This is a genomic window from Rubrivirga sp. SAORIC476 (assembly GCF_002283555.1).
GTDB lineage: Bacteria > Bacteroidota > Rhodothermia > Rhodothermales > Rubricoccaceae > Rubrivirga.
In genome coordinates, this window is the sequence record NZ_MVOI01000003.1 from 844,884 (window position 1) to 856,560 (window position 11,677).

Annotated in this window: 10 protein-coding genes; 1 reads left to right on the forward strand and 9 read right to left on the reverse strand. The window is 73.1% G+C overall.

Annotation, left to right across the window (positions count from 1 at the left end):
• Positions 1-42: 42 nt before the first annotated feature.
• The 8 genes from fmt to B1759_RS05495 form a co-directional block, all read right to left on the reverse strand.
• A complete protein-coding gene (gene fmt / locus B1759_RS05460; protein WP_095514017.1) occupies positions 43-978 on the reverse strand; it encodes a methionyl-tRNA formyltransferase in 936 nt (311 codons plus the stop codon).
• 139 nt (positions 979-1,117) lie between these two features.
• Positions 1,118-1,951 carry a hypothetical protein gene (locus tag B1759_RS05465; protein ID WP_095514018.1) on the reverse strand — a complete coding sequence of 278 codons (834 nt, stop codon included), beginning with the start codon at positions 1,949-1,951 and terminating at the stop codon, positions 1,118-1,120.
• A complete protein-coding gene (locus B1759_RS05470; protein WP_095514019.1) occupies positions 1,948-2,760 on the reverse strand; it encodes a hypothetical protein in 813 nt (270 codons plus the stop codon). The genes B1759_RS05465 and B1759_RS05470 overlap by 4 nt, the downstream gene beginning before the upstream one ends.
• The gene (locus tag B1759_RS05475; protein WP_095514020.1) at positions 2,757-3,599 is read right to left on the reverse strand and encodes a hypothetical protein; all 843 of its coding nucleotides are present in this window, start codon (positions 3,597-3,599) and stop codon (positions 2,757-2,759) included. Before B1759_RS05475 ends, B1759_RS05470 begins: the two co-directional genes overlap by 4 nt.
• Positions 3,596-5,860, reverse strand: a complete 2,265-nt coding sequence (locus B1759_RS05480; RefSeq protein WP_095514021.1) for a carboxypeptidase regulatory-like domain-containing protein — start codon at positions 5,858-5,860, stop codon at positions 3,596-3,598. Before B1759_RS05480 ends, B1759_RS05475 begins: the two co-directional genes overlap by 4 nt.
• Positions 5,857-7,230, reverse strand: coding sequence for a GWxTD domain-containing protein (locus B1759_RS05485; protein ID WP_143537273.1), 1,374 nt, complete (start codon positions 7,228-7,230; stop codon positions 5,857-5,859). The genes B1759_RS05480 and B1759_RS05485 overlap by 4 nt, the downstream gene beginning before the upstream one ends.
• 154 nt (positions 7,231-7,384) lie before the next feature.
• Entirely contained in the window at positions 7,385-8,353 is a 969-nt protein-coding gene (gene ftsY / locus B1759_RS05490; protein ID WP_095514023.1) for a signal recognition particle-docking protein FtsY, read from the reverse strand.
• A 95-nt stretch (positions 8,354-8,448) separates the two neighbouring features.
• Positions 8,449-9,114: a CDP-alcohol phosphatidyltransferase family protein gene (locus B1759_RS05495; protein WP_158225134.1), complete on the reverse strand. Its 666-nt coding sequence runs from the start codon at positions 9,112-9,114 to the stop codon at positions 8,449-8,451.
• 76 nt (positions 9,115-9,190) lie between these two features.
• Here B1759_RS05495 and B1759_RS05500 point away from each other — a divergent pair, with 76 nt between their 5' ends.
• Positions 9,191-10,384 carry a glycosyltransferase gene (locus tag B1759_RS05500; RefSeq protein WP_095514025.1) on the forward strand — a complete coding sequence of 398 codons (1,194 nt, stop codon included), beginning with the start codon at positions 9,191-9,193 and terminating at the stop codon, positions 10,382-10,384.
• A 37-nt stretch (positions 10,385-10,421) separates the two neighbouring features.
• Here B1759_RS05500 and B1759_RS05505 read toward each other — a convergent pair whose 3' ends face one another.
• Positions 10,422-11,081, reverse strand: coding sequence for a hypothetical protein (locus tag B1759_RS05505; protein ID WP_095514026.1), 660 nt, complete (start codon positions 11,079-11,081; stop codon positions 10,422-10,424).
• Between the last annotated feature and the right edge of the window lie 596 nt (positions 11,082-11,677).

Consider the following 11,677-nt stretch of genomic DNA (forward strand, 5'->3'; position numbering starts at 1 on the left):
GCCGTCTGCCCGTGCCCTATTCCCCGCGAGCGTCAGCGAGCCCTACCCCAGCACCGCCCCGTCCACCTCGGCGCCGTTGAGGAAGTCCGCCGTCTCCATGCGCCGCTTGCCCTGCCGCTGGACACGCGTCACCTCCACGACGCCCTCCCCGCAGGCGACGAACAGGCGTCCGTCCACCACCGCGACCGTCCCCGCCGGACCGAGGCCCTCGGGTGCCTCGTCGGGGAGCCGGGTCCCGAAGATCTTGAGCGTCTCCCCCTCCCACGTCGTCCACGCCCCCGGGTACGGCGTCAGCGCGCGGACGTGGTCGTGGACGGCCTTCGCCGGGCGGCCCCAGTCGATGGCGAGGTCCTCGCGGAACAGCTTCGGCGCCGGGCTCGCGAGCGCGTCGTCCTGCGGCTGCGCGTCCGCCGTCCCGTCCGCGATCCGGCGGACCGTCTCCACGACGGCCTCCGCGCCGACGGCCATCAGCCGGTCGTGCACGTCGCCCCCCGTGTCGTCCGGCCCCACCGGGATCGACCGCCGCAGGATCACGTTGCCCGTGTCCACGGTCCGCTGCAAGAAGAACGTCGTCACGCCGGTCTCCACGACGCCGTCCATGATGGCGCGCTGGATGGGCGCCGCGCCGCGGTACGCTGGCAGCAGCGACCCGTGCAGGTTGAACGCCCCCAGCCGCGCCGTCTCGAAGGCCGCCGGCGGCAGGATCCGGAACGCGACCACGGCCAGGATGTCGGGCGCCAGCGCCGCCAGGTCCTCGGCGAATGCCGGGTCTTTGACCGACTCCGGCTGCAGCACCGGGAGTCCGTGCCGCTCGGCGGCCAGCTTCACCGCCGACGCGCGCACCTTCTGGCCGCGCCCCGAGGGCGTGTCGGGCACGGTCACCACGGCGACGGGCGACAGGCCCGCCTCGACGAGTGCGTCGAGCGACGGCACGGCGAAGTCGGGCGTGCCCATAAACACGATGCGAGGCGGGGTCATGCGGTCTTCGGTGGTCTGGCCTGAAAGGTCGCACCGGGAGGCGGCGAGGATGCGGCCAGCGCGCCCCACACTCCGAGCGTCCGACCGGCCCCGCCCCTCTGCCGGTGTGCCCGCCTCGGCCCCGAGGCGAAGCGCGGCCTCACCGCTCGGGGACGCACGGCACGAATGGCAGGCCCGAGTACGGCGGCGGGAACGGCCCCACGCCGGGGATGAACGGAAACCGCTTCGTGACCACGCCGCCGAGAAACCCGACCCCGCCCTCGATGCGTCCGCGTCCGGCCAGCGCCAGCGCCGCCTCCAGCGACAGGTCACCCACCGACACCCAGTCGTCCGTGCCGACCGCGACCACGATCTCGGCCGACACCGCCGGGTCTGGCAGCAGGTCGATGTCCATGGCGTCCGCATCGGAGCCGTAGTAGATCGAGGCACCGATGGCGCCGTCGTTCAGCACGGCGAACGACGCGGCCTTCGAGAACCGGAACGGCCGCCCGTCGGGCGTGACGTAGCGGGCCTGCACGTCCACCAGGAACTCCGCCCCCGAGACCCGCACCACCGTCGGGCAGTGGATCAGACCGTCCACGAGGTCGATCTCCAGCGCCGAGTCGTCGGGCACGTCCACCGGGGCCACGGCCATCGTGCCGTCGGCGCCGCGCACCTCGATGCGGTACGAGGCCGCGGGGACCACGTCCTCGGTGGACCAGAACAGGTGCGCCGGACCGGTCTCGAACGTCCGCACCTCCTGGGTCATCGGCCGCACCGTGCCGTCGGGTTTGACGAGCGACACGACCGCGTCGAGCGGGCCGGGCGTCGGGGCGTTGACCCTCCCGAACGGCTCGACGCGCACCCACTGGGTGTCCGCCGAAGCGTCCAGGTAGCCGCTGAACGAGTACGCCAGGTCCGACTCCGCGATGGGGTCGAGCGGCGCCTCGCAGGCGGCGAGGCCGAGCAGGAGCAGGACCGCAAGCCGCCTCACAGCCGCCCCGACATGCACGACCGTCCGAAGGAGATCACGGGCGTGAACGGAACGCGTCGCGTTACCACCCCTCCCACGAAGCCGCCGCCGCCCTCCACCGCCCCGTCGAACACGAGGGCCTGTTCGATCGTCAGCCCGACCGTCTCCGGCCAGTCCGCCTCGGCGCCTGCCACGACCAACTCGGCCGAGACGACCTGATGCCCCCGGTCGAGCGCGAGTCGGCTGGTGTCGTCGCCCGAGTGGACGAGCGCGCGGAAGCCGTCGGGCGTCCGCCGGAGCGCCAGCAGGTGCGTGAACCGGACCTCCCGCTCCCGCCCGAGCGGGTCCGCGACCACGTAGCGCGTCTGGACGTCGGCGACGCGCGGCACGCCCGTCGCCGTCACCACGACAGGGCAGTTGTTGCGCTCCGGCTCCACGCGGACCTCGAAGGCGGCCGTGTCCGGCACCGCGACCCGCGTCTCGGCCCTCGCGCCGTTGGCGCCCGCCACGCGGAGACGGTACGCAGTCCCCGGCGCGATGGGGGCGTCGGTCCAGAAGAGGTGCGCTGGGCCCGTCACGAACGTCCGGACCACTTGCGCGAGCACCACCGGCTCTCCCCCCTCGGCGGCCAGCGTGACCGTCACGTCGAGCGGCGCCGCCCGCTCCACGCCCGCGACGGGGTCCACCCGCTCGACCCGCACCCACTGGGTGTCGGCCGAGGCGTCGAGGTAGCCGCTCAGCGCGAACGAGAGGTCCGACTCCGCGATGGGGTCGAGCGGCACCTCGCACGCGGCCAGCACCAGCGCAATCAGGGGGAGCGCACGCCTCATGGCAGGCACGGGGTCGGCGGCGGCCCGAAGGGCGACCCGATGACACCCGGCACGAACGCGTGCCGCTGCGTCACGACCCCGCCCACGAAGCCCAGCCCGTTCTCGACGCCCTCGCCCTGGATGTCCAGCAGCACGTCCTCCAGCGTCAGTCCCGCCGGAGCCGGCCAGTCCTCCGTGGACACCGCCACGACGATGTCGGCCGAGAGCAGGTCGGGAAAGAACAGCGGGTCGAGGTTCATCCGCCGCGCGTCCTCGCCGAAGTACACGCGCCCGATGTCCGTCCCCGCGCCGTCGTTTTCGAGGCGGTCGACGTGGGCGAAGCGGTAGTCCAGCGCCTCCCCGTTGCGCGCCACCACGTAGCGCGCCTGCACGTCCGCCACGCGCCCGGCGCCCTGGATCGTGACCACCGTGGGGCAGATGAACCGGCCGGACTCGACCTCGACCGTGAACGACCCGTCGGCCGGGATGGCGACGGTGGTGCTCGTGGTGGCGCCGTCGGCCACGCGACGGGCCTCCAGGCGGTAGCGCGCGCCGAGCGGCACGTCGGCGGTGGTCCAGAAGAGGTGCGCGGGGCCCGTCGCGAACGTCCGCACCTCCTGCGTGAGCCCCGTCACGGCGCCGCTCGCCAGGTCCGTCAGCGTGACCTCTACGGCGAGCAGGTCGGGGTTCGGGTCGGTCGATGGGGCCACGTCCTCGACGCGGACCCACTGGGTGTCGGCCGAGGCGTCGAGGTAGCCGCTGAAGGCGTAGACGAAGTCCGACTCCGCGATGGGGTCGAAGGCGACCTCGCACCCCGCGAGGCCGAGCGCAACGACGAGCAGGGCGAGGAGCCGGCTCATCGCGTCCGCAGGCGGGCCGAGACGTAGGGCACCAGCGGCAGCTGGTTCACGCGCCGCCCGCGGAAGACGTCGTAGTAGAACACGTTGTCCCGGTTGTACGTGTTGACCGCGCCCACGCGCACGTCGAGGTCGGCCTTGCCCACCGCGAGGGCCGTCCCGGCGGAGAGGTCGAGGCGGTGATAGGCCGGCAGCCGCCCGTTAAAGGGCTGCTCGAACACGACGCGCGGGAAGCCCGGCGAGGTGGTCACCTCGGGGAGCCCGAACGGCGGCACGACCACGTCGAAGCCGTACGGCCGCGTGTACGGCAGCCCCGTCCCGAACTGCCACCGCCCGCCGATCTCCACCTCCCCCAGCGTGAGTTGCACGGCCGTCTGGATCTGGTGGCGCCGGTCGTGGGCCGGATGGTACGCGTCGAACGGACTGCCGCCCCGCACCAGAAACGGCCCGCGGAGCGACGTGTATTCCGTCATGGCGTATGCGTAGGCCGTGTACACGTACAGCGGCCCGCGCTGGACCTCGACCCGCGCGTCGGCGCCGTAGGACGTGGAGCGGGCCTCGGTGGGGATGAGCGTGAACTGCGTCCGCGCGCTCCAGATCGGGACCGGCAGCCCGTCGATGCGCCGCGCATACGCCTCCGCGCCGACCCGCACGCCCGCGCCCAGCGGCGTCGTGACGCCCGCGAGCAGGTGGACCGCCTTCTGGGCGTCGAAGTCGGCGGGCGGGCCGGTCCACGCGATGAACGGCGAGGCGGCGTCGCGCTCGTCGATGAGGCCGACCAGCGACTGGCGGTAGAGCCCGGCGGCGGCCGAGATCTCCGGGCCGCGCGCGCCCGACGGCTTCAGCGAGGCCCGGATGCGGGGCTCCAGCACGAACGCGTCGTCGAAGGGCTTCAGCGAGAGGGCGACGCCGGGGGTCAGCTCCAGCGGGCCGAACGTCAGGTCGAGCTCGGTGTGGGCGGCGCCGCCGAGCAGGAAGTCGCCGTCCTCGCGGGTCGAGGTGCCGTCGCCCAGCCGAAAGGCGGTCACGATGAGCGAGGCGCGGACGCCCGTCCGGAGACGGACGCGGCCCAGCGACCGCGTCAGCTCGGACGAGAAGCGGCCCTCGGTGAGGCGCGAACTCCGCTCGCGGCCCTCGCCCCGCAGGAAGTCGTCCGCCGGGCCGATGCCGCTGTCGAGGTGGCTCACGCTCGCCGCCACGTCGATGCGTCCGTCCAGGCCCGAGGGGGCCGAGATGCAGCGCCCGCCGACGACGAGGTTGCGCCACTCGAACGCGTCGTCCGAGTCGGCATCGAGGCGGCCGCGGTCGTAGGTCGTCAGGCCCATCGCCGAGCAGCGCGACGCCGCCGAGGCGGTCGACACCTTGACGAGGGCGTCCGAGAACTGCAGCGGCACGTCCTGCCCGATGGCGTCCGCGAGCGGCTCCACGACGGAGGTCCGCGCCGACGCGATCCACGAGGACGTGCCGCGCACGAGCGGCCCCTCGCCCTGCGCGGAGACCACGAACGGGCCCGCCGTGCCCGCTGCCTGGAGCCGCTCCGTGCTGCCCTCGCGCAGCGTCACGTCCAGCACCGACGACACGCGCCCGGTGTAGCGCGCGCCGAAGCCGCCCGCGTAGAAGTCCGCCGCGCCGACCATGTCCTCGGGGAAGGCCGAGAAGAAGCCGACGACGTGGAACGGCTGAAAGATGGGCGCGCCGTCCACCAGGACGAGGTTCTGGCTCGGCGTGCCGCCGCGCACGAAGAGGCCCCCGCCCCGGTCGCCCACGGTCACGACGCCGGGCAGCGTCTGGAGGTACACCGCGAGGTCGCCCGCGACGTCCGGCGAGGGAATGCGGCCGAGGTCCGCCGGGCGGATGCGCTGGAGGCCACCCGAAACGTCGGCGGCGCCGCCCGCGGCTTGGACCACGACCTCATCGAGCGCCCCGGCGGCGGCGAGCTCCGGGCTCCAGGTCGTCGGCTCGGTAGCGACCGTGAGCGTGTCGTAGGCCGCCGCGTAGCCGACGTAGGTCGCGCGGGCGGCGTACCTCCCTGGCTCCAGGCCGCCGACCTCATAGAACCCCTGCGCGTCTGTCACCGCGCCTCGCAGCGGGCCGACCGCCTCCGCTTCGGCGAGACGCTGGACGGCCACGTTGGCCCCCGCCAGCGGGCCGCGCTCGGCGGCTGTCACGAACCCTCTCACCGACTGCCCGAACGCAGGCGCCGCGCCGACGACGACCGTCATCAGCGCGGCGAGGAGGGTCCACGGCCGGAGCGCCGGGCTCACATGCGCGTGCGCTCGTCCCAGTGCGGGATCAGCAGGCGGAAGTCGCCCATGCCCGACTCGTCGACGAAGATGAAGCGTCGGCCTTGCCCGTAGTAGTTCCAGATCTGGTATGGCCGGGTGCCGTAGTTGAAGGGGTGGTCCTCAACATACTCGGGCTCCCCGAAGCGGATGAAGATCTCGCCCCGGTCTGTGTTCCAACCGCGGTCGTGGAAGCGGCTGTAGCGCTCGTTCGCGTAGGCGACGCGGAAGTAGTACTCCTCCATCCGCTCGTTGCGGTTCGTCCCCGGCGACGGGTCGCGCTCGTTCCAGAACGAGAGGAAGAGGCGACGCTGTTCTTCGGGCGTCGGCGCGTTCTGGATGGCGCGCAGTTCGTCGTCCTTGGCGACGTAGCGGAGTTGGTCGATGGCCTGGTCGAGGTCGGCGATCTGGCTGTCGAGGCCCATCCAGCGGACCGCGAAGCGCTTGTCGGCCGTGGCCACGGTCTCGCCCTCGGGCGTCGCGAGGCGGATCGTGAGCGTGTAGTCGCCCACCTGGAGCGCCTCGGTCTCGATGCGGAAGGCGGCGGGCGAGTGCCCCGCCTCCACGTCGAGCGCCTCGGTCACGGCCACCGGCGTGCCGAGGTCGGCCTGCTGGCGCGGCGCGAGGCCCAGCAGCGCGCCGAAGGAGGGCCGCTCGCGGACGCGGCTCTGCTCGGTCACGACGTACGTCACCTGGAGGGTCGTCGGCGCGGGAGCGTAGAGGTCGTAGGAGACCCAGAAGGCGTCGTCCTCCGTCGAGACGGTCGCGCCGACGATGGGCGTGGCGCTGCCTGCGGCCGGGTCGTAGGCGCTCAGCAGCAACGGGTCGGAGAGAGCCACGCCGGTGCCGGAGAGGTCCCGGACGGCGTGCGCGACCTCACGCGTCAGCGAGCGCCCGCTGGCACCGTCCTCGACGGCGACCTCGACCAGGTAGCGGCCCGGCGGGACGGCCAGCGTCTGCACGGCACGGTCCTCCAGGCTCACGTCCTGCGTCGCGTCGTAGTCGTCGGCGGTGACCTCGCGCTCGAACGTCCGGCTGACGACGAGGCTCTGCTGGGCGCCGTCCGCGTCGACGGCGTAGACCTGGACGGTCATCGCGTAGCTGGCCTCGAAGCCCGCCTCGCGGGCGAGGAAGCGGAGGCTCGTGTTCGGGACCGCCGTGTACACGTCGACCCGGGTCTCGGGGCCGCTGGCGAGGTCCGCCCGCTGGGTCACCACCTCGACGTCGAAGGCGGGCGTGTAGGCCGCCTGGGCGAAGGCGGGGGCCGCGACGACGACCGCGGCGATGAGAGTCAGCAGACCGACCAGGGGGCTCCAGACGGTGGAGCGAGCCGGGGAGTAGCGAGCGCGCATAGGCTCGTCAGGGGCGCAGGGAAGGAGGAGGCGTGGCATAGGACGCAACGCAAGATGCGGCAGGCGCCGGCGCTTTCACAAGCGCGTCCGCCGAACCGTCCGCACAGGCGGGCGAACCGTCGCCGGTCCGCGCCGAGCGGCGGAGGCCCGTGGATCAGGCCGACGCCCGGTCGCCGAAGAGGGCCGCGACGAACGCCGCGCGGTCGAAGACCTGGAGATCCTCGATGCCCTCCCCGACGCCGATGTATTTAACGGGGATCTGGAACTCGTTGGAAATGCCAATCACGATGCCCCCCTTGGCGGTCCCGTCGAGCTTGGTGAGCACGAGCCCGGTGACATCGACGGCCTGGGTGAAGGCCTCAGCTTGCCGGAGCGCGTTCTGGCCCGTCGATGCGTCGAGCACGAGGAGCACCTCGTGGGGCGCGCCCGGCACCTGGCGGTCCATCACGCGGCGGACCTTGGACAGTTCGTCCATGAGCCCGATCTGGTTGTGGAGGCGCCCGGCGGTGTCGATCAGGACCACGTCGGCGTCGCGGGCCTTGGCCGCGGCCAGCGTGTCGAAGGCGACCGCGGCGGGGTCGGCCCCCTGGTACTGCTTGATGATCTCGACCTCGGCGCGCTGCGCCCAGACGTCGAGTTGCTCGGTGGCCGCGGCCCGGAACGTGTCGGCGGCGCCGAGGAGCACGCGCTTGCCCGCCCGCTTGTAGTGGTGGGCGATCTTGCCGATGGAGGTCGTCTTGCCGACGCCGTTGACGCCGACGACCATCACCACGTGGGGGGTGCTGGGGAAGGGCGCGTCGAACTGGGCCGGGCGCTCGGCCGTGCTGCCGAGCAGCAGGGCCGCGATCTCCGCCTGCATGAGGCCCTGGAGTTCCTTCGTCGAGACGTACTTGTCCTCGGCGACACGGGCCTCGATGCGGTGGATGATGTCGACGGTGGTCTTGACGCCCACGTCGGAGGTGACGAGGACTTCTTCGAGATCGTCCAGCACCTCGTCGTCGACGGTGTCCTTGCCGGCGACGGCGCGGCTCAGCTTGTCGAACAGCCCGGTACGGGTCTTTTCGAGCCCGGCCTCCAGCGAGGCCTGCTCCTTCTCCTTGCGCTTGAACCCGAACAGGGCCATGGGGACTACGGGATGGTGTGCGAATCGGGTACCGACGGGCAGGCGGAGGGATCCAGAGCGGAGAAGAAGTGCGGAGGAGAAGCGGGGCTCTGCGGCTACGCCCTCTCCTCGTCCGCCCCGCTCTTCACGACCCGATGCTCCGCGCGGAGCGTCGAGCCGTCCTCTTCCAGGGCCGCGTCGCCGTGGCGCCAGATGGCGGCGAAGCGGATGCTGTACTTGACGATGGAGTAGACCATGACGGCCGCCGTCAGGCCGACGAGGGCCTCCATCGGCCGCTCGGGGGCGCCGAGGAGCGCGGCCACGACGGTGACGGCGAGCGCGGTCACGGCCACCTTGCCGCTCCACAGCGACGACGTGAACCGGCCCAGCCGCCGCGACTGGAGCAGCCCGCCGACCGCCAGCAGGGTGTCGCGGACGATGGCGAGGGCCACGAACCAGAGCGGGAGCGACGGCCCGGCCTCTTCGGGACGCGTGAGCAGCGCGACCGTGACGGCCGCCGCGGCCAGCTTGTCGGCCGTCGCGTCGAGGACCTTGCCCCACTCGCTGACGGTGTCGCTCCAGCGCGCGACGCGGCCGTCGAACCAGTCGGTGGCGATGGCGAGGCCGATGAGGGCGAACATGGGACCGAGGGGGCCGCCGCGGTACACCAGCCACGCGATGGGGACCACCAGCACGGCGCGCGACAGACTGAGCAGGTTCGCCGCGGTCCAGAACGCGCCCATCGGGGGCAGGCCGGGAGTACGGACGGGGGGCGTCGGCATGAGGGCGAGGGGCCTGGAGCCAGGGGGCGGAAGATAGCCGCCGGGGCGATCTTGCCCGGACGCCTCCCGCTTGCTCATGTCGACCGTCTGGCTCGTCGCGCTCGTCTCCTCGGCTCTGGTCCAGTGCCTCGGGTGGGCGTGGGTGGGGATCGGGCTGCGGCGCGTGCGCGAGGGGGCGGCCGAGGCAGCCCCGCAAGCGGGATCTCCGACCTCGGGGGAGGCGCCGGGGGGGGCGGCGGACGGGGTGCCGATCAGCGTGGTGGTGGCGGCGCGCGACGAGGCCGACCGGCTTCCTGCGCTGCTGGACGCGCTGGCGGCGCAGACGCACCGGCCGTTCGAGGTGGTGGTGGTGGACGACCGCTCGACGGACGCGACGGCGCAGCGGGTGACGTGGCGCACGACCGACTTCCCGGTGCCGCTCCGGCTGGTGTCGGTGGCGGAGGGGGCGCCCGAGGCGGCGGGGCTTCCGCCGAAGAAGCACGCCCTCGAACGGGGCGCCGAGGCGGCCTCCTTCGACCGGCTCGCCTTCACCGACGCCGACGGTCGGCCGGGGCCGGGGTGGCTGGCGACGCTGGCGCGGGTCGCGGCGGCGGACGCGCGTGCTCCCCAGGAGACAGACGAGGGGGCGGTGCTGGTCGGGTACGGACCGATGGGGCGCGAGGCGGGGTGGCTGAACCGGTTCGCCCGGTACGAGACGGTGCAGACGGCGGCGCTCGCGGCGGCGGGCATCGGGTGGGGGCGGCCGTGGCACGCGGTGGGGCGCAACCTGTCGTACCCGGCGGCGCTGCTGGACCGGCTGGGGGGCTTCGGCCACTCGGCGGGGTCGCTCTCCGGGGACGACGACCTGCTGGTGCAGGAGGTGGCGCGGACGGGTGCGGCGCCGGTCCGCTACGTGTGGGAGGCGCGGGGGGCGGTCCCCTCCCCTGCTCCGAGCGGCTGGGGGGCGTTCTGGCGGCAGAAGCGCCGGCACGCGAGCGCGGGGACGCACTACCCGGTGGGGGTGCTGGTGGCGCTGGGGCTGTTCCACACGGCCAACCTGGTGCTGTGGGTGAGCGTGCCGGTGGTGCACCTGGCGCTGGGGCAGCCGATCGGGTGGGGGCTGCTGGCGGGCAAGCTGATCCTGCAGCGGAGCGTGGTGGCGGACGTGCTGGACGGGCTCGGGGACGAGCCGGACCTGCGGCTGTGGCAGCCGGTCCTGGACGCGCTCTCGGCGGTGTACCACGCGGTGCTGGCGGTGCTGGGGGCGCTGCCGACGCCGACGCGCTGGTGAGGCCGGGTGCGTCCGCCTCGGGGCCGAGGCGGGCGGGTCAGGCGTCGGGAGTGCCGCGTCGGGGGTCGACGACGCGGCGGGCAGCGGCGTACTCGTCGCCGAAGGGGGTGCCGCGGTAGCGGGTCATCATGCGGTCGATGCGCCTGCGGAAGCGGAGGGCGATCTCGGGGATGAGGCGCTCGATGGTGCGGGTGTGGGCTTCGCGCCTGACGACCTCGTCGCGGGGGGCGGAGAGGACGTCGGCGAAGGCGGTGTGGGCGGCTTCGAGGGCGTCGACGTGGGTGGCCTCGGCGCCGTAGTCGGCGAGGGCGGCGGGGTCCTCGGCGCGGGCGGCTGCGAGGACGACGCCGGCGCGGTCGAGGGCGTCTTGCTCGGGGGCGTAGGCGAAGTCGCTGTAGGGGAAGTCGTAGAGGTCGGCGCTGGCTTCGTCGCCGTCTTCGTCGGCCTTGGCGGCGAGGGCCTGGGCGACGGGGAGGGCGGCGGTGGCGAGGGCTTCGCGGTCGGCGTTCTTGGCAGAGCCCTGGGGGGCGTAGCTGGCCTGATCCTCGGCGGCCTGCTCGACCTCGGCGACGCGCTCGCGGACCCAGGTGAGGGCGCGGCCGAGGGCAGGGATGGCGGCCGTCTCGGCGGGGTAGCGGTCGAAGACGGTGAGGGTGGTGCGGTAGCTCTTGAGGCGTGCGGTCTGGTAGTCGTCCACGGCAACGGGTGTGTGAGATGAGTGCTTAAAAACCTAGGGCAGCGACGGTTTTCAATCAAGGGTCTCTTTGCTGGCCTGGATGCAGTCTCGGACCCGGCCGGATGTGTCCGGGGGGATGTCCGGGCCGTCCGGGGCCGGGTCGGGGGCGTCTCGGGCGCGGTCGGAGGGGTCTGGGACCGCGCCGGAGGGCTCTGGAAGCGAGCCTGGGGCGTCGGGGGCCGGGTCGGAGGGCTCCGACGCCGCCTCGGAGGGCTCCGATGCCGAGTCGGAGGGCTCCGATGCCGAGTCGGAAGGCTCCGATGCCGTCTCGGAGGTCTCCGATGCCATCTCGGAGGTCTCCGATGCCGTCTCGGATTGCCTTCACAATTGCCGGGCGCGGGGGGCTGAAGGGTGCTGCCAGCGGGGCGATCCGTGGGTATTGTTGGGGTGTTGTTCGCCGTCTGGCCTGCGCGTTATGCGGCGCGGGGCCGGATAACTCCTGGTTATTCGCACATCGCGGACACACACCTTATGATGCACGTCTAATCACCTTTCCGACCGACCGGCAGCATCGTAGCGTATCGGGCCCGCCCGCCCGCGGCATAACGGAGTTGATG

Bases quoted from the DNA above. Each gene is read 5' to 3' on its own strand.
- B1759_RS05485 (WP_143537273.1), bottom strand. From the start codon at position 7,230: ATGCGCGCTCGCTACTCCCCGGCTCGCTCCACCGTCTGGAGCCCCCTG.
- ftsY (WP_095514023.1), bottom strand. From the start codon at position 8,353: ATGGCCCTGTTCGGGTTCAAGCGCAAGGAGAAGGAGCAGGCCTCGCTG.
- B1759_RS05475 (WP_095514020.1), bottom strand. From the start codon at position 3,599: ATGAGCCGGCTCCTCGCCCTGCTCGTCGTTGCGCTCGGCCTCGCGGGG.
- B1759_RS05495 (WP_158225134.1), bottom strand. From the start codon at position 9,114: ATGCCGACGCCCCCCGTCCGTACTCCCGGCCTGCCCCCGATGGGCGCG.
- B1759_RS05500 (WP_095514025.1), top strand. From the start codon at position 9,191: ATGTCGACCGTCTGGCTCGTCGCGCTCGTCTCCTCGGCTCTGGTCCAG.
- B1759_RS05470 (WP_095514019.1), bottom strand. From the start codon at position 2,760: ATGAGGCGTGCGCTCCCCCTGATTGCGCTGGTGCTGGCCGCGTGCGAG.
- fmt (WP_095514017.1), bottom strand. From the start codon at position 978: ATGACCCCGCCTCGCATCGTGTTTATGGGCACGCCCGACTTCGCCGTG.